At 68.4% G+C, this 16,553-nt stretch carries 14 protein-coding genes; 9 read left to right on the top strand and 5 right to left on the bottom strand.

Annotated elements, in window-relative coordinates:
• The first annotated feature begins 5 nt into the window (after nucleotides 1-5).
• Together BOQ54_RS14270 and BOQ54_RS14265 are read left to right on the top strand one after the other, a co-directional pair.
• Nucleotides 6-635, top strand: a complete 630-nt coding sequence (locus tag BOQ54_RS14270) for a LysE family translocator (RefSeq protein ID WP_432431529.1) — start codon at nucleotides 6-8, stop codon at nucleotides 633-635.
• Between the two features lie 8 nt (nucleotides 636-643).
• Nucleotides 644-1,876, top strand: coding sequence for a phenylacetate--CoA ligase family protein (locus BOQ54_RS14265; protein ID WP_071924135.1), 1,233 nt, complete (start codon nucleotides 644-646; stop codon nucleotides 1,874-1,876).
• Between the two features lie 47 nt (nucleotides 1,877-1,923).
• Here BOQ54_RS14265 and BOQ54_RS14260 read toward each other — a convergent pair whose 3' ends face one another.
• Nucleotides 1,924-3,450: a bifunctional metallophosphatase/5'-nucleotidase gene (locus BOQ54_RS14260; RefSeq protein ID WP_071924134.1), complete on the bottom strand. Its 1,527-nt coding sequence runs from the start codon at nucleotides 3,448-3,450 to the stop codon at nucleotides 1,924-1,926.
• 210 nt (nucleotides 3,451-3,660) lie between these two features.
• Between BOQ54_RS14260 and hemH the strand changes: the two genes are divergently transcribed.
• The 3 genes from hemH (at nucleotide 3,661) to BOQ54_RS14245 (ending at nucleotide 6,399) form a co-directional block, all read left to right on the top strand.
• Complete coding sequence (gene hemH, locus BOQ54_RS14255; protein ID WP_071924133.1) at nucleotides 3,661-4,740, top strand: ferrochelatase; 1,080 nt, start codon at nucleotides 3,661-3,663, stop codon at nucleotides 4,738-4,740.
• A 174-nt stretch (nucleotides 4,741-4,914) separates the two neighbouring features.
• Entirely contained in the window at nucleotides 4,915-5,922 is a 1,008-nt protein-coding gene (locus BOQ54_RS14250) for an SPFH domain-containing protein (RefSeq protein ID WP_071924132.1), read from the top strand.
• Nucleotides 5,923-5,934: 12 nt separating this feature from the next.
• The gene (locus BOQ54_RS14245; protein WP_425349082.1) at nucleotides 5,935-6,399 is read left to right on the top strand and encodes an NfeD family protein; all 465 of its coding nucleotides are present in this window, start codon (nucleotides 5,935-5,937) and stop codon (nucleotides 6,397-6,399) included.
• An 18-nt stretch (nucleotides 6,400-6,417) separates the two neighbouring features.
• On the opposite strand, the gene BOQ54_RS14240 is transcribed toward BOQ54_RS14245, so the two are convergent.
• Together BOQ54_RS14240 and BOQ54_RS14235 are read right to left on the bottom strand one after the other, a co-directional pair.
• On the bottom strand, nucleotides 6,418-6,888 hold the full coding sequence (locus BOQ54_RS14240; RefSeq protein WP_055457922.1) for an aminoacyl-tRNA deacylase: 471 nt from the start codon (nucleotides 6,886-6,888) through the stop codon (nucleotides 6,418-6,420).
• A gap of 204 nt (nucleotides 6,889-7,092) precedes the next feature.
• Nucleotides 7,093-8,103 (bottom strand): KpsF/GutQ family sugar-phosphate isomerase, encoded by a 1,011-nt coding sequence (locus tag BOQ54_RS14235; RefSeq protein WP_096335175.1) that lies wholly within the window; start codon nucleotides 8,101-8,103, stop codon nucleotides 7,093-7,095.
• A 291-nt stretch (nucleotides 8,104-8,394) separates the two neighbouring features.
• Between BOQ54_RS14235 and BOQ54_RS14230 the strand changes: the two genes are divergently transcribed.
• Entirely contained in the window at nucleotides 8,395-9,813 is a 1,419-nt protein-coding gene (locus BOQ54_RS14230) for an outer membrane beta-barrel protein (RefSeq protein ID WP_186437987.1), read from the top strand.
• A 270-nt stretch (nucleotides 9,814-10,083) separates the two neighbouring features.
• On the opposite strand, the gene BOQ54_RS14225 is transcribed toward BOQ54_RS14230, so the two are convergent.
• Nucleotides 10,084-10,974 (bottom strand): UTP--glucose-1-phosphate uridylyltransferase, encoded by an 891-nt coding sequence (locus BOQ54_RS14225; protein WP_071924130.1) that lies wholly within the window; start codon nucleotides 10,972-10,974, stop codon nucleotides 10,084-10,086.
• A gap of 213 nt (nucleotides 10,975-11,187) precedes the next feature.
• Between BOQ54_RS14225 and galE the strand changes: the two genes are divergently transcribed.
• From galE to BOQ54_RS14210, 3 genes are all read left to right on the top strand, one after another.
• Nucleotides 11,188-12,177: a UDP-glucose 4-epimerase GalE gene (gene galE / locus BOQ54_RS14220; RefSeq protein ID WP_071924129.1), complete on the top strand. Its 990-nt coding sequence runs from the start codon at nucleotides 11,188-11,190 to the stop codon at nucleotides 12,175-12,177.
• Between the two features lie 162 nt (nucleotides 12,178-12,339).
• Nucleotides 12,340-13,608 (top strand): lytic murein transglycosylase, encoded by a 1,269-nt coding sequence (locus BOQ54_RS14215; RefSeq protein WP_245280444.1) that lies wholly within the window; start codon nucleotides 12,340-12,342, stop codon nucleotides 13,606-13,608.
• Nucleotides 13,609-13,650: 42 nt separating this feature from the next.
• On the top strand, nucleotides 13,651-14,847 hold the full coding sequence (locus BOQ54_RS14210; protein ID WP_055457701.1) for an SGNH/GDSL hydrolase family protein: 1,197 nt from the start codon (nucleotides 13,651-13,653) through the stop codon (nucleotides 14,845-14,847).
• Between the two features lie 113 nt (nucleotides 14,848-14,960).
• On the opposite strand, the gene BOQ54_RS14205 is transcribed toward BOQ54_RS14210, so the two are convergent.
• Nucleotides 14,961-16,385 carry a glutamate synthase subunit beta gene (locus BOQ54_RS14205; protein WP_055457700.1) on the bottom strand — a complete coding sequence of 475 codons (1,425 nt, stop codon included), beginning with the start codon at nucleotides 16,383-16,385 and terminating at the stop codon, nucleotides 14,961-14,963.
• Nucleotides 16,386-16,553: the final 168 nt, after the last annotated feature.

Below are 16,553 nucleotides of genomic sequence, written 5' to 3'. Positions count from 1 at the left end.
TGGACGTGGTCGACACGGGGCGGATGGCGGCTTTCGCGCTGATCGCGCTCGGCATGGTGCTGACGCCGGGGCCGAACATGATCTATCTCGTGTCGCGCTCGATCACGCAGGGCTGGCGCGCCGGCGCCGTCTCGCTCGTCGGGGTGGCGGCGGGCTTCGTCTTCTACATGGTTGCGGCGGCCGTGGGGCTGACGGCGCTCGCGCTCGCGGTGCCCTTCCTCTACGAGGCCATCAAGTGGGCGGGGGCCGCCTATCTCCTCTATCTCGCCTGGCAGGCGGTGAAGCCCGGCGGCGCGACGCCCTTCGAGGCGCGGAACCTCGCGCCCGACAGGCCGGTCCGCCTCTTCGCCATGGGCTTCCTGACGAACCTGCTCAACCCGAAGATCGCGGTGCTCTACCTGTCGCTGCTGCCGCAGTTCGTCGATCCCGGAAAAGGCGACGTGCTGCTGCAGAACATTCTCCTCGGCTCGATCCAGATCGGCGTGAGCGTCAGCGTCAACATGCTCATCGTCGTATTCGCCGGCGCCATCGCCGCCTTCCTTGCCCGCCGGCCGCTGTGGCTCAGGGTGCAGTGCTACCTGATGGGACTGGTGCTCGCCGGGCTCGCCGTGCGGCTTGCGACCGACCGTCGCTGAGAGGACCGATGAAGGAATTCTACGACCATCGCGAAACGCGCGACCCCGCCGCGCGGGAGGCGGAGCTTCTCGCCCATCTGCCGACGCTCGTCGCCAAGGCGATGCAGGCGCCCGGCTGGGCCCAGCATCTGTCCGGCATCCAGCCGCTCGACATCACGAGCCGCGAGGCGCTGGCGAGCCTGCCGGTGCTGCGCAAGTCCGACCTGCCGGCCCTGCAGAGCGCGGCGCCGCCCTTCGGCGGCTATATCGGCGACGCTCCCGGCAGCTTCAGCCGGCTCTTCGCCTCGCCCGGGCCGATCTTCGAGCCGGAAGGGGCGCAGGCCGACCCGTGGCGCTCGGCGCGCGCGCTCCATGCCGCGGGCTTCCGCGGCGGCGACGTGGTGCTCAACACCTTCTCCTATCATCTGACGCCGGGCGGCTTCATCCTCGATTCCGGCGCGCGCGCGCTCGGCTGCGCCGTCATCCCGGCCGGGCCTGGCAATACCGAGCAGCAATTGCAGGTCATCGCCGCGTACCGCCCCACCGGCTACACCGGCACGCCGGATTTCCTGAAGATCCTGCTCGAGGCGGCCGATGCGGCGGGGCTCGACACCTCCTCCTTCCGTCGGGCGGTGGTGTCGGGGGCGGCCTTCCCGCCGTCGCTGCAGAGGGCTTTCGCCGAGCGCGGCATCGACGGCTACCAGCTCTATGCGGTCGCGGAGTGCGGCGCCATCGCCTACGAGACGCCGGCCCGCGAGGGCCTCGTCGTCAACGAGGACCTCATCGTCGAGATCGTGCGGCCGGGCACCGGCGACCCGGTGGCGGAAGGGGAGGTGGGCGAAGTGGTCGTCACTTCGCTCGACCCGCACCATCCGATCCTGCGCCTCGCCCTCGGCGACCTGTCCGCGATCATGCCCGGGACGAGCCCCTGCGGGCGCACCAACCTGCGCATCAGGGGGTGGCTGGGGCGCGCCGACCAGACGACGAAGGTCAAGGGCATGTTCGTGCGGCCCGAGCAGGTGGCCGAGATCGGCCGCCGCCATCCGGAGCTCGGCAAGCTGCGCCTCGTCGTCACGCGCGAGGACGAGATGGACGTCATGACGCTGCAGGCCGAGACGGCCAATGCCGATCTCGTCGACGCGGCGGCCGTGGGGGAGACCCTGCAGGCGGTCGCCAAGCTGAAGGGTGGCGTCTCGCTCGTCTCGCCCGGCGCCCTGCCCAACGACGGCAAGGTGATCGCCGACGAACGCAAGTACGATTGAGGGGTGACGGGCGGTCGGCAGCAGGCGATGCCGTCGCCCGACGGCTTCTACTGCATCAAGATGCGGCCTTCGGGTTTGATGTCGATCGTGCCGAGCTTGCGGGCGTAGACCATCACGTCGTTCGCCATCAGCTTGCCGGCGACGTCGAGATCACCGCCCTTGACGCCACTCGCCAGCATCGAATAGCCGTCGCCACCCTTCAAGAGGAAGTCGTTGGTGGCGACGGTGTAGATCTTGTCGTCCTCGATGGGCGCATCGCCGATCGTCACCGCGACGACGCGGCTGCCCGCAGGGCGCCTGGGGTCAACCGTCACGGTCAGCCCCGACACCTGGGGAAAGCGGCCGGCGCGCTGCTCCATCTGGGAGAAGCCGTTCTCGAGCGCCTCCTTCACCTGCCTGCCGGTGAGACTGGTGACGACGGTGCGGTTGCCGAAGGGCATTTCGGTCAGGATATCGCGGCGCGTCAGTTTGTGGCCGGCCGGATATTGCTTGTTGCCGCGGATGCCGCCGCCGTTCGTGATGGCAATGGCAGCGCCTGTTGCCTCGCGCATGGCATCCGCGATGAGATCGCCGATGGCGGTCTCCTGCGAGCGCACGCTTGCCGTGCGGCTGTCGAGCGGGGCGGCGAGCGTGGCGACGGCAATGTCGAGCTCTTTCGACAATTCCGCCTCGTAGCGCGTAACGACCGCGAGCACCTCCGGATCAGGGTCGACAGCGCGGGAATCGTTGACGCGGAAGGTCGGCGTCCACGTCACCTTGCGGGCGCTGCCGTCGCCGCTCACGGAGGCGGTGAAGTCGATGGCCGTGACGTAATTGCCTTCCTCGTTCGATTCCACCATCACCGTCTTGCCGTCGAAGCCGATGGCAAGATCGTGGTCGTGGCCGGTGAGCAGCACGTCGACGAGGCGCGAGCGCACGATCTCATAGTCCGTCGCCCGGTCCGTATGCGTCACGGCGACGACGAGGTCGGCGCCGTCGTCGCGCAGCTTCTTCGCCTGCCTGCTCAGTGTGTCCATCACCGGCAGGAAGGCGAGGTCGCCTGGATCCGACATCTGCGGCACGTTCTCGAGGATGAGGCCGACGACGCCCACCTTGATGCCGCCGAGTTCGAAGACGGCGCTGTCCTGGTGGCCGGGCAGGGGATTGCCGGCGGCATCGCGCATGTTGGCCGCGAAGAAGGGGAACTCGGCCTCGCGCTGGCGGGCGAAATAATCCTCCTTGCCGAAGTCGAACTCGTGGTTGCCCGGCACGAAGACGTCCGGCTTGATCATGTTGGTCAGGGCCACGATGTGGGCGCCGTGGTCGAAGCCCGACATCAGCGAGGGCGAGAAGCAGTCGCCGGCGTGGCAGAAGAGCATGGGCACGCCGCGCGCCCGCTCGGCCTTGACGATGGCGGCCAGACGCGGGAAGCCGCCGCGTCCCTTGTCCTCGTTCATCTTGTAGATGTCGTTGACGAGCAGCAGCGTGAAGCTCGCCGGCGGCGGTGCGGCTTCGGCGCCGGTGGTCAGCGTGGCGGCGGCGAGGCCGGCGGTCACGCCGAGGCGCAGGGTCTGGCGACGGGAGATGGGGCTCATTGGGGGGCTCCGACCGATGGCACCTTGCGACGAAGATGGCGCGGGACGCGCGGAGTCATGATGTCGAGGCATCGGGCAGCCGGCAAGCACTGCAAGCGGCAGCGCTGGACCTTGTCTGCGGCGATCGGTCCGCCATCGGCGGCTGCACGTATACTGGACAGGCGGCCAAAGGTGTCTACATGAGGCCTGTCGTGCCTGTGCGAGCAACGAATGGAGAGCGATCCGGTGTCTTCGAGCGAAGCGGCATTCCGTGCTGTGCGCCTTCCTGCCGATCATCCGCCCGTTGCGGCGGGGCGCATCGGCGTGCTGCTGCTTAACCTCGGCACGCCCGACGCCACCGATTACTGGTCGATGCGCCGCTATCTCAAGGAGTTCCTCTCCGACCGGCGTGTCATCGAGACCCCGCGCATCCTCTGGTGGCCTCTGCTCAACGGCATCATCCTGACGACGCGTCCCGGCCGCAAAGGCAAGGACTACGAGACGATCTGGAACAAGGAGCGCAACGAGTCGCCCCTGAAGACGATCACGCGCTCGCAGGCGGAGAAGCTCGCGCAGAAGCTCGCCGCCATGCCGGGCGGAAGTGACGGGCGCTTCGTCGTCGACTGGGCCATGCGCTACGGCAATCCAAGTATCAAGGAGCGCCTCGAGGCGCTGCAGCGCGAGGGCTGCGACCGCATCCTCCTGGTGCCGCTCTATCCGCAATATGCCGCCGCGACCACCGCCACGGCCTGCGACAAGGCCTTCGAGGCGCTGATGCAGATGCGCTGGCAGCCGACCATCCGTGTCTCGCCGCCCTATCACGACGATCCCGTCTATATCGGCGCAGTGGTCGAGAGCCTGACGGCGGAGCTTGCCAAGCTGACCTTCGAGCCCGAGGTCATCATCGCCTCCTTTCACGGCGTGCCCAAGGACTACCTCCTCAAGGGCGATCCCTACCACTGCCAGTGCCAGAAGACGGCGCGGCTGATGCGTGAAGCGCTCGGCCTGCCGCCGGAGCGCTTCCTGCTCACCTTCCAGTCGCGCTTCGGCCGGGCCGAATGGCTGCAGCCATACACGGACATGACCGTCAAGGGCCTCGCCGAAAAGGGTGTTAAGCGCCTCGCCGTCGTCATGCCGGGTTTCTCGGCGGACTGCCTCGAGACGCTGGAGGAGATCGCCGGCGAGAACGCCGAAATCTTTCACGAACATGGCGGCGAGCACTTCGCCGCCATTCCCTGCCTCAACGATTCGCCGGAGGGCATGCGCGTCATCGAGCATATCGTGACGCGCGAGCTCCGGGGCTGGGTCTGATCGTCCGATCCGGTCCGCCCCCGCGACCGGAGGCCGGCTGCGGATGACGCCACCCTCTCGGCGATCGTTGCCGCTGCTTTCGTGCTCTCCGGCATGTGATATGTAGCTTCGTCGCCACCTGGGACGGGCCTGCGGCCGCGAGGCGCCATGCGGGGGCGGTTCAAGGGGGGGATCATGTTCGGGTTCGATATCTTCGTCATCGTCCTCGTCGGCCTCGTCATCCTGACGATTGCGCTCGGGGTGCGCACGGTGCCACAGGGCTATGCCTATACGGTGGAGCGCTTCGGCCGCTACTCGCGCGCGCTCGGCCCCGGACTCGGGCTCATCGTGCCCTATGTCGAATCCATCGGGCACAAGGTGAACATGATGGAGCAGGTGCTCGACGTGCCGAGCCAGGAAGCCATCACCAAGGACAATGCCGGCGTCAAGATCGATGCCGTCGCCTTTTTTCAGGTGCTCGATGCCGCGCGCGCCTCCTACGAGGTGTCCGACCTGTCGCAGGCGCTCCTGACGCTGACGATGACCAATATCCGCACCGTCGTCGGCTCCATGGACCTCGATCAGCTCCTGTCGCACCGCGACGAGATCAACGAGAGGCTCCTGCGCGTCATGGATGCGGCCGCCTCGCCCTGGGGCGTCAAGGTGACCCGTATCGAGATCAAGGACATCCTGCCGCCGGCCGACCTCGCCGATGCCATGGCGCGGCAGATGAAGGCCGAGCGCGAGAAGCGCGCCAGCATCCTGGAGGCCGAAGGCGAGCGCCAGGCGCAGATCCTGCGCGCCGAGGGTGAGAAGCAGGCGCAAATTCTCGCTGCCGAGGGCCGCAAGGAAGCTGCCTTCCGCGATGCCGAGGCGCGCGAACGGCTCGCCGAGGCCGAGGCCAAGGCAACATCGCTCGTTAGCGACGCCATCGCCCAGGGCGACCTCGCCGCAGCGAACTTCCTCGTCGCCGAAAAGTATGTCGACGCCCTCAAGGACCTTGCAGCGGCGCCCAATCAGAAGGTCGTGGTCGTGCCGATCGAGGCGGCGGGCGTCGTCGGCACGCTGGCCGGCCTCGGCGAGATCACCAAGACCGTCTTCGGCGAGGGGGGCACCGGGACCGCGGCGGCGCGTCAGTTGCAGGTGGCGCGCCGCGGAAGCGTGCCGCCGAGCGGTGGGCCCGGCACCGCCGCCCCGGTCTGACGGGAGGCTCACGTGATCCGCGAGGCGATCATCGCCCTCGGCCCCTGGGCCTGGATCGTGCTGGGGCTGGTGCTCGTGGCGCTCGAACTGGCGGCGCCCGGAGTCTTTCTCATCTGGCTCGGCCTCGCCGCCATCGCGACTGGTCTGGTCGATGCGCTGTTCGACCTCTCGTGGCAGGCGAGCGCCATTGTCTTCGCGCTGCTCTCCGTCGCGAGCGTTGTTGTGGGGCGGTTCGTCACCCGGCGCCGCGACGAGGGATCGGCCGACCAGCCCTTCCTCAACCGGCGCGGCGCGGCGCTCGTCGGCCGCAGGTTCACGCTCGATGCCCCGATCACGGGCGGCGAGGGCCGCGTGCGGATCGACGATACCGTCTGGCGCGCCGTCGGGCCCGACTGCTCGGCGGGCACGCGGGTAATGGTCATGGGCCTCGACGGCGCCAATCTCGTCGTCGCGCCCGTTGAGGACGGCGACGCCTGAGGCGCCGCCGTCGCCCGCTCATTGCTGCAGGCAGATGCGGCCGTGGCGCGCCCGGCCGGCGAGTTGGCGGAAATCCCGGCCGGACATATGGACGATCGTCTCGTGATCACCCGCTTCGAAATAGATGTCCGGCAGGTCGGCCAGCATCTCGTCGACGATCATCGGCATGCCGTAGGCGGCGCCGAGCGGGGGAACCGCGCCGCGGGCACAATCCGGGAAGAGCCGCTCTATTTCAGCCTCGCGCGCGAGCTCGACATCCTCGTCGAGCATTTCGCTTACGGCGCGAAGGCTGAGGTGTCGCGACGCGGGCAGGACGGCCAGCATGTAGCCGGCCTTGTCCTTCAGCACGACCGCCTTGGCGATCATGTCGGCCGGCACGTCGCAGACTTTCGCCGTGCGCATCGAGGTGGCGGTTGGTTCGTGGCGCATGAGGTCATAGGCGACGCCGCTGCGCGACAGGTAATGTTCGAGGCGTGGTGCGGTGGACATGACGCGTTCTCCCTTCGCGGGCGGGCCTTTCGCCCCGCTCGGGATCGACGCGTCATCCGTCATGGCCTTTCCGGGCCCATAACGGTCCTGCTTCTCGCCGCGCCGCCCGACGGGCGGCCCCCCGGCTCCTGGCGGAGATCATATCGTCTGGTGCCTTGCGCGCAAAGCACGATCGGCGGGCGGGCGGAACGGGTCGGCTGCCTGTCAGGCGGCGCCGGCGCGCAGAAGATCGAGCACGTGGACGATGCCGACGGCGCGCCCGTTCTCGGCCACGACAAGGGCACCGACCTTCGTCCGCTCCACCACCTCCAGCGCCTCACCGAGCAGCGTGTCGGGCGTGACGGCCTTGGGCGTGGGGTTCATCACCTCCTCCACGCGCTGGGCAAGAAGCGAGGGGTTCATGTGCCTGCGCAGGTCGCCGTCGGTGACGATGCCGGCGAGCCGGCCGTCGTCCTCGCTCACCAGCACGCAGCCGAAGCCCTTGGCGCTCGTCTCGACGATCGCTTCGGCCATCGAGGTGCCGCGGCCGACAAGCGGCAGGCGCTCGCCGGTGTGCATGATGTCGCGCACGAACTTGAGCTGCGCACCGAGCTTGCCGCCCGGATGGTAGACGCGGAAGTCCTGCGCCGAGAAGCCACGGCTTTCGAGCAGTGCGATGGCGAGCGCATCGCCGAGGGCGAGTTGCATCGTCGTCGAGGTGGTGGGCGCCAGCCCGTTCGGGCAGGCTTCACTGGCCTTGGGCAGGGCGAGGCATATGTCGGCCTCGCGCCCGAGCGTCGACTGCGCGCTCGAGGTGAAGGCGATGAGCGGCACGCGGAAGCGCTTGGCATAGCCGATGATGTCCGACAGTTCCGTCGTCTCGCCGGACCAGGAGAGGGCGAGGATGGCATCGTCCGCCTGGATCATGCCGAGGTCGCCATGGCTGGCCTCGCCGGGGTGGACGTAATAGGCGGGCGTGCCCGTCGAGGCCATCGTGGCGGCGATCTTGCGCCCGATGTGGCCGGACTTGCCCATGCCGGTGACGATGACGCGGCCGCGCGCACCGGCGATGGTCGCGACCGCAGCCTCGAACGGGGCCGCAAGCTCGCCCTCGATAGCCTCGATCAGCGCCGCGAGCCCTGCCCGCTCGCTCGACAGCGTGCGCAGGGCCGAGGCCACGGCCGTCTCGCTTCTGCGCGGTGTCGTGCCGGTGTCGCGGGCTGCAAGGCTCATCATGGTCCTCATTCTGGCTTTCGTCCTGCCCTTTGCGCCGGGCGCCGGGCTTCTCGCGGCGGCTTCTTAGCACGGCGAGGGTCAGCAGGCGACGTCCGTGCGGAAGCTTACCCGGTGTTAACCATGCCGCTTTAGCCTCCGTTAACCACGCAGATCAACCGCCGGACAGAACCGTCGCGGCGGCTGAGCCGCATCGCCTTTGCAGGAAGCGACCACTTGCACCAGGGGCCCTCCATTCCTTCTCGCCGGTGCGGCGGTGCGCCGCTGGCAATGTGCCTCGTCGTGACTGCGAGCATGCTCGCGGGTCCGGCCGCGCACGGCCAGGAGGGTTTGTCGTTCCTGACGCTGCGCGGCACCGTGCAGCCCGACCGCGCCGGCAGCGGGCAGGTGTCGTTGCCGGGTATCCTCGAAACCACGGCCGCCGACGGTCCACCGGTTCCGCCCGCCTCGCCCGTCTATCGCCCCGTGCGGGGTCCCACGGCGCTTGAACAGAACCCGCTGCGTCGGTGGCAGCCGCCGGTCACGCGCCTGCCCGCGCCCCCCGCGCCCCAGCGACCGGGCGAGGCTGAGGAGGACGATCCTTGGGCGCCGCTAGGCCTGCGCCTCGGCACGCTGACGGTCTTTCCGTCCATCGAGATCGATGGTGGCTACGACAGCAACCCCCGGCGCGAGAGCGGGAACGTGAAGGGAGCGACCGCCGTCGTCACGCGCGGCGGGGTGGCCCTGCGGTCCGACTGGTCGCGCCATGAGTTCACGGGCCATCTGCGCGGCTCCTACTGGGCCTTCCCAACCCTCGAGAAGGCGGACCGGCCGGAGGCGGACGGGCGCCTCAACCTGCGCCTCGATGCCACGCGGGATACGACCATCAATGTCGAGGGACGGGCATCGCTGACGACGCAGCGGTCGGACAACCCCAACCTGCCGGGCGGTGTCGTCAACCAGCCGACGATCATCTCCTACGGTGCTTCACTGGGCGGCGCGCACCGCTTCAACCGGCTGACGCTCGGCGCAACCGGCGTCGTGGAGCGCAACGTCTATGGCGACGTGGAGTTTGCGGACGGCGGCCGTCTCGACCAGAGCTACCGCAACTACAACGAATACGGATTGCGGCTCAGGGCGGGCTATGAGGTGCACCCCGGCTTCGTGCCGTTCGTCGAGGGCCTGATCGACCGTCGGCAGTACGACGAGCGGATCAATGCCGGCGGGTTCGAGCGTTCGTCCAATGGCCTCGGGGCGCGCGTTGGCTCCACCTTCGAGCTCACGCGGCTCGTTACCGGCGAGGCGGCAATCGGGCACCAGGTGCGCAAGTACGACGATCCGCGCCTCGCGGACCTGCGCGGGCCCATCGGTGAAGTATCGCTGATCTGGCGGCCGACGGCGCTGACCACCGTCCGGCTCACGGGAGCGGGCAGCCTCGGCGAGACGACGATCGCCGGATCGAACGGCGTCGTGAACCGCAGCGCGACGCTCGCCCTCGAACACGCCCTGCGCCGCAACCTCGTCTTCACGGCCTCGGTAACCCTCAGCGACAGCGACTACAAGGGCGTCGACCTCAACGAGAAGGGCTTTACCGGCCGTATCGGCATCGACTGGAAGCTGACGCGCTCGCTCGCCGTGCGTGCGGGCTTCACCCACGAGCGGCTCGACAGTTCCACACCCGGCGACGACTACACCGCCAACATCTTCCTCGTCGGATTGCGCCTACAGCGCTGAGCTTCGCTAGGCAGAGCCGGGGGGGCGCTGCCGACGGCGACCGTCGACTGCCTGCCATATCAAGGGCTTCACGATCTGCCGCCGTCATGGTCAAGCCCGTTGACCGCCTGTTCGTTCGCACAGCGCGAAAGCGCGACCGAGAAGCGCCTGCCTCTCCACCATCATGGCCGGGCTTGTCCCGCCCATCCAGGCCATTCAACCCTGCGCGGGCGCCACGGCGTCATGCCCGCGACAAGCGCGGGCATGACGCCGGCACTGGGGAGGCTTCGCCTACTTCTTGGTCAGCAAGGCTTCCAGATCGCGGCGGTAGTCGGCGCCGAGCTCGGGGTTCGAAAGCGCATAGGCGGCGTTGGCGGCGAGGAAGCCGAGCTTGGAGCCGCAGTCGTAGATATCGCCGTCAAAGCGCGTGGCGAAGAACGGCTGCGACTTCGACAAGGTGATCATCGCGTCGGTCAGCTGGATCTCGCCGCCGGCGCCGCGCTCCTGCTTGGCTAGCAGGTCGAAGATCTCCGGCTGCAGGATGTAGCGCCCCGAGATGGCGAGGTTGGAGGGGGCGGTGCCCTTGGCCGGCTTCTCGATCATCTGCGTGATCGGATAGACCTTGCCGTTGCCGATCGGCTCGCCCACGCCCGTGATGCCGTACTGATGCGTTTGGTCGGCCGGCACCTCGTAGACGGCAATCATGTTGCCGCCGGTGGCGTGGGCCTCGTAGGCTTCGATCATCTCCGCGAGGCAGGGGCGCACGCCGAGGTGCAGCATGTCCGGCAGCAGCAGGGCGAAAGGCTCGTCGCCGACGATGTCGCGCGCGCACCATACGGCATGGCCGAGGCCGAGCGGCCCCTGCTGGCGGGTGAAGCTGGTCTGTCCGGGCCCTGGCAGGTCACGGCGCAACTGCTCGAGCTCCTTCGTCTTGCCACGTGCCTCGAGCGTACGCTCCAGTTCGAACTGGCTGTCGAAGTGGTCCTCGATGACGCCCTTGTTGCGGCCCGTCACGAAGACGCAATGTTCGATGCCGGCGGCACGTGCCTCGTCCACCACGTGCTGGATGACCGGCCTGTCGACGACCGTCAGCATCTCCTTCGGCATCGCCTTCGTGGCGGGCAGGAAGCGGGTGCCGAGGCCCGCGACGGGAAATACGGCCTTTCGGATAGGCTTCTTCATGGAACCCCAGGGGCTGGAGGGCACAACAAGAAACACGGCCCGGCGCCCTCTCTTGCCATGGCCGTGCCCGCACGAGATGCTCACCGATCTTGACCGGCGAACGTGTCAATCGCGTAAAGCGATTGACGAATGAACGCAGCCGGTCTGTCAATAGTTCCACGGAGCCGGAGTGCTGCGCCAGCGGGGCGGCCTGGCGCAGGAAAGGGATGAGGCATGAGCGTCCTGGTGACCGGCGGGGCCGGCTACATCGGCAGCCACATGGTTCTCGAATTGGTGAAGGCGGGAGAGCGTGTCGTCGTGCTGGACGATCTCTCGACCGGGTTTGCCCAGGCTGTGCCGCGCGAAGCCGTGCTGGTGCGCGGCGATGCGGCTGATCAGGCTCTTGTCTCATCGCTGATCGACGAATACGACGTCGACGCGATCGCGCATTTCGCGGCGAAGATCGTGGTGCCAGAATCGGTGGTCGATCCGCTCGGTTATTACCTCGCCAACACGGGCAAGACGCGCAGCCTCATCGAGGCGGGGGTGCGGGCCGGCGTGCGGCACGTCATCTTCTCCTCGACGGCGGCGGTTTATGGCGACGTCACCGCCAACCCTGTCTCCGAGGACATGGCTCCGGCGCCGGTCTCGCCCTATGGCCGATCCAAGCTCGTCAGCGAATGGATGCTGGCCGACGCCGCCGTGGCGCACGATCTTCGCCATGTCATCCTGCGCTATTTCAATGTTGCGGGCGCAGATCCCGAAGGCCGGATCGGGCAGTCCACCCCTCGGGCGACCCACCTCATCAAGGTGGCGTGCCAGACGGCTCTCGGCCAGCGCCCAGTGCTCGAGGTCTTCGGCACCGACTATCCGACGCCGGACGGGTCGTGCGTGCGCGACTTCATCCAGGTTTCGGACCTTGCCCGCGCTCACGTGGCGGCCTTGGCGCACCTCAGGGCGGGTGGCGGCTGCCTGACGCTCAACTGCGGCTACGGCAAGGGTTTTTCGGTGCTCGAAGTCGTGGCGGCGGTCAGGCGGGTGTCGGGAATCGACTTTCCGGTGAAGCTGTCTCCCCGCCGCGCCGGTGACCCGGCAGCCATTGTGGCGGATGCCTCGCGCATCCGCGCCCTTCTCGACTGGCAGCCCTGCTACGACGATCTCGACGTGATCGTCTCCCAAGCGCTTGCCTGGGAGAGGCGGCTTGCCCAGCAATCGGCGGCTTGAAGCTCGTCGTCAACGATTTTGCAACCATATCGCGCGAGCTAGTGGAGAGAGTGCAAGGCGTGGCGGCTTCGCCGCGGTTCGAAACGGGGATCCGACATGCGGCATGGCGGCACGGACGGTGGAACGAGCCTCGTGACAAGGAATGGGGACAGGTGGGCCCTGTTGGCCACGCTTGCCGTAAGCCTCGCGCTCGGCTCCTGCGCCTCGGCGGATGTGATGTCCGTCGGCAGCATCACGCCCTATGCGCCGACCGAGCAGCGGGTCGCTCCCGAGGCACCGCGAACCCCGGCCAAGTTCTCGCGCGGCGAGGGAACGCCATCCCCGTCCTTCCGCGCCTTCGTCTCCGCCCTTTGGCCGGATGCACAGGCCCGCGGCGTCTCGCGCTCCGTCTACGACGCGGCCTTCTCCGGCGTGACGCAGGACGAGAAGATCATCGCGCTCACGAAGAAGCAGGCCGAGTTCGTCAAGCCGGTGTGGGAATATCTTGCCTCGGCCGTGTCGCCGAACCGGCTCGAGCGCGGCACGCCGATGACGCGCCAGTGGGCCTCCGCCCTCGACACCATCGAGCGCACCTACGGCGTCGACCGGAAGGTCGTCATGGGTGTCTGGGGCATGGAAACGAATTTCGGCGGCTTCACTGGCTCGCATTATGTCGTGCGTGCGCTCGCCACCCTCGCCGAGGCGAAGTATCGCGGCGATTACTTTCGCAACGAACTGCTGACGGCGCTCGTCATCCTGCAGCAGGGGCACGTCAGCCCCGAGCGCATGGAGGGGTCATGGGCCGGCGCCATGGGGCAGACCCAGTTCATGCCGTCGAGCTTCATGCGCTACGCGGTCGATTTCACGGGCGACGGGCGCCGCGATATCTGGACCTCGGTGCCGGACGCGCTGGCCTCCACCGCCAACTATCTCAAGCAGCACGGCTGGCAGCCGGGCCTGCCGTGGGGTTTCGAGGTCAAGGTGCCTGCGGGCTTCCGCTACGGGCGGCAGACGATGTCCTTCGCAGCCTGGGCATCGCACGGCGTGCGCCGTGTCGACGGGCGGCCGCTATCCGGGGCCGGCGAGGCGCGCCTCTTCCTGCCCGCCGGGGCCAGCGGGCCGGTCTTCCTCGTGACGGCGAATTTCGACGTCATCAAGCGCTACAACAATTCCGACGCCTACGCTCTCGGCGTCGCCCATCTCGGCGACAGGCTCTATGGCGGCGCGCCGGTACAAGCGCCTTGGCCGACCGATCAGGTGCCGCTCGCCAAGCACGAGCGGGAGGAGGTGCAGCGGCACCTCGCGAGCCGCGGCTACGACATCGGCGAGATCGACGGGCGCATCGGTTCCCAGACACGCGACGCGATCTTCGCCTTCCAGGAGAGCCGAGGCCTCGTCGCCGACGGCCATGCCGACAACCGGCTGTTGGCGCAACTGCGCCAGACGCGATAGCATGAACCCGGCCCCGGCCGCGGCCGGGGCGGGAAACGGACGATGCCGGGACGCAGCCTCATCGTTGCCCTGCTCGTCGTGGCGGGATGCATCTTCGCCGCGGCGGTCGCGCACGCCCAGCAGGATCCGCTGACCCGCTTCCTCAACAGCATCTTTCAGCCGAAGCCCCCGCCGCAAGTGGAGCAGGCGCCGAGACGGTCCTCCCGGCCCGCCGACCCGCGCCCGCGCCAGACGGCGCCAAGAGCAGCGCCCGAGCAACGTGGGGTCGCCGAGCGCACACCCCGTGTCGAGGTGGACACCTATGTGGTCGTCATGGGCGATTCCCTCGCCGAACTGTTGACGGAAGGGCTCGCCGAAACGCTCGCCGAAGCCGCCGATGTCGCGATCTATTCGCGCGCCCGGGGCGATACGGGGCTCGTGCGCAGCGACTTCTACGACTGGTCCAAGGCGGTGCAGGAACTCGTCGCCAATCCCGCGCGCGTCTCGATCGGCGTAATGATGATCGGCGCCAACGACCGCCAGGGCTTTCGCACGCCGGCGGGGGAGGTGGAGCATGGCACGCCGGAATGGCGAACGCTCTACACGATGCGTGTCGACGAGATCATCCGCACCTTTGGCGAGAAGCGGATCCCGCTCGTCTGGGTGGGGCTGCCGCCGATGAAGGGTGAGCGGCTCTCGGCCGACATGCTGGCCCTTAACGCCATCTTCCGCGAGCGCGTGACGGCGGCCGGCGGCCAGTATGTCGATATCTGGGAGGCCTTCCTCGATGCGGACGGACGCTTCTCGGCCTTCGGGCCCGATGTGAGCGGCCAGAACGCGCGCTTGCGCACCAGTGACGGCGTGCACTTCACCAAGGCGGGCGCGCGCAAGGCGGCGCATTTCGCGGCGCTCGTGCTGCGCCGGCTGATCGATGCGCACGGCAGTGCGCAGCAGACCGTACTGCCTTTGCACGACGGCATGCCCGGCCTCGATAGCCGCGACCCCGTCGAGCGCATGATCGATGCGTCGATCCCGAGCCTGCCGGAGCCGAACGGTCTCATCTCTGTGTCGAGCAAGCCCGTGGCTGGGCCCATCCTGCCGCTCACCGCGCCGGATGCGGCCCCGGGCGGCGTCCTCGTCGCGGCGCCGGCGGGTGCGGCCCAGATGGACCAGCTTGCCGAGCGAGTGTTCATCCTCGGCGACGTGCCGCAGCCGAAACAGGGCAGGGTTGACGACTTTTCCTGGCCGCGGCAACCGTAAACGGTCCGGTCAACGGGAGAATCTCGCTCGCGATGCCGGCTATCCGGCCCCATGCGCCGCTTTCGCTCAGGCCGCATCCTGCGGGCCGAAGCCCGCAGCACCCGCGTGGGGTCTCAGCGCGGCAGGACGGACGAGCCCGTCAGGTATTCGTCGATGGCCCGGGCGGCCTGGCGACCTTCGCGGATCGCCCAGACGACAAGGGACTGGCCCCGGCGCATGTCGCCGGCGGCGAAGACCTTCTCGTTCGACGTGCGATAGTCGCGCTCGCTAGCCGCCACATTGCCGCGCTTGTCGAGCGCCACGCCCGCCTCGGCTACCATGCCCTCGAAGACCGGGCCGGCGAAGCCGATGGCGATGAAGACGAGATCGGCCTTCAAGACGAATTCGGTGCCGGCGATCGGCACCCGCTTCTCGTCCACGCGGGCGCAGCGCACGCCGGTGACACGGCCCTTCTTGCCTTCGAGGCCGAGCGTCGCGACCTGGAACTCGCGCTCCGCGCCCTCCGCCTGGCTCGAGGACGTGCGCATCTTCGTCGGCCAGTAAGGCCAGACGGTGAGCTTGTCCTCCATCTCCGGCGGCTTGGGGCGGATGTCGAGCTGAGTGACCGAGAGGGCGCCCTGGCGGAAGGAGGTGCCGACGCAGTCGGACGCCGTGTCGCCGCCGCCGATGACGACGACGTGCTTGCCCCCGGCGAGGATCGGCGCGTCGTCGAGGAAGTTTTCACGGCCGTTGCGGCGGTTCTGCTGCACGAGGAACGGCATGGCGTAATGCACCCCCTCGAGCTCCATGCCGGGCAGCTGGGGATCGCGCGGGCGCTCGGCGCCGCCGCACATCAGCACGGCGTCGTAGGCCTTCACCAATTCCTCGAACGGCTTGTCGACGCCGATGTTGACGCCGTAGTGGAAGACGACGCCTTCCGCCTCCATCTGCGCCACGCGCCGGTCGATGTGGTGCTTCTCCATCTTGAAGTCCGGGATGCCGTAGCGCAGCAGGCCGCCGGCACGTGGTTCGCGCTCGTAGACATGCACCTCGTGGCCGACACGGGCGAGCTGCTGCGCGGCGGCGAGGCCGGCAGGGCCAGAGCCGACGACGGCGACGGACTTGCCGGTGAGACGCGCCGGCGGTTCGGGGCGGATCCAGCCCATCTCCCAGGCCTTGTCGGCGATCGCCTGTTCGATGGTCTTGATGGTGACGGGCACGTTCTCGAGGTTGAGGGTGCACGCCTCCTCGCAGGGCGCAGGGCAGATGCGGCCGGTGAATTCGGGGAAATTGTTGGTTGAGTGGAGGTTGCGCGAGGCCTCCTCCCAGTCGTCGTTGTAAACGAGGTCATTCCAGTCCGGGATCTGGTTGTGGACGGGGCAGCCCGTCGGCCCGTGGCAGAAGGGTATGCCGCAGTCCATGCAGCGGGCGGCCTGCTTCTGCAGGTCCTTGTCGTCCAGCGGCAGCGTGAATTCGCGGAAATGCCGTACGCGGTCGCCGGCGAGCTGGTACTTCTGCTCCTGCCGGTCGTATTCGAGAAAGCCGGTTACCTTGCCCATCGTCTCGTCATCCAGTCGTTGCGCCGCCGACCCACCTCCCCCTGGCGGAGGGAGGTCGGCCGCGTAGCGGCCGGGAGGGGGTTCCTGCCCGGACCGCGGCCTCCCCACCCCGGCGCCACCGGCGCCGACCCGTCCCCCGAAGGAGAGGGTGGACCGCGGTCCCATATC

Origin of the sequence: Chelatococcus daeguensis (assembly GCF_001887265.1) — a bacterium.
GTDB lineage: Bacteria > Pseudomonadota > Alphaproteobacteria > Rhizobiales > Beijerinckiaceae > Chelatococcus_A > Chelatococcus_A sambhunathii.
Note: the sequence above shows the minus strand (reverse complement) of the source record. Positions and strands in the feature narration are given on the sequence as shown.

What these genes read in the sequence shown, in the direction of transcription:
- BOQ54_RS14265 (WP_071924135.1), top strand. Translation starts at nt 644, where the DNA reads ATGAAGGAATTCTACGACCATCGCGAAACGCGCGACCCCGCCGCGCGG.
- hemH (WP_071924133.1), top strand. Translation starts at nt 3,661, where the DNA reads ATGGAGAGCGATCCGGTGTCTTCGAGCGAAGCGGCATTCCGTGCTGTG.
- BOQ54_RS14225 (WP_071924130.1), bottom strand. Translation starts at nt 10,974, where the DNA reads ATGAAGAAGCCTATCCGAAAGGCCGTATTTCCCGTCGCGGGCCTCGGC.
- BOQ54_RS14240 (WP_055457922.1), bottom strand. Translation starts at nt 6,888, where the DNA reads ATGTCCACCGCACCACGCCTCGAACATTACCTGTCGCGCAGCGGCGTC.
- BOQ54_RS14205 (WP_055457700.1), bottom strand. Translation starts at nt 16,385, where the DNA reads ATGGGCAAGGTAACCGGCTTTCTCGAATACGACCGGCAGGAGCAGAAG.
- BOQ54_RS14260 (WP_071924134.1), bottom strand. Translation starts at nt 3,450, where the DNA reads ATGAGCCCCATCTCCCGTCGCCAGACCCTGCGCCTCGGCGTGACCGCC.
- BOQ54_RS14210 (WP_055457701.1), top strand. Translation starts at nt 13,651, where the DNA reads ATGCCGGGACGCAGCCTCATCGTTGCCCTGCTCGTCGTGGCGGGATGC.
- galE (WP_071924129.1), top strand. Translation starts at nt 11,188, where the DNA reads ATGAGCGTCCTGGTGACCGGCGGGGCCGGCTACATCGGCAGCCACATG.
- BOQ54_RS14235 (WP_096335175.1), bottom strand. Translation starts at nt 8,103, where the DNA reads ATGATGAGCCTTGCAGCCCGCGACACCGGCACGACACCGCGCAGAAGC.
- BOQ54_RS14230 (WP_186437987.1), top strand. Translation starts at nt 8,395, where the DNA reads ATGCTCGCGGGTCCGGCCGCGCACGGCCAGGAGGGTTTGTCGTTCCTG.
- BOQ54_RS14250 (WP_071924132.1), top strand. Translation starts at nt 4,915, where the DNA reads ATGTTCGGGTTCGATATCTTCGTCATCGTCCTCGTCGGCCTCGTCATC.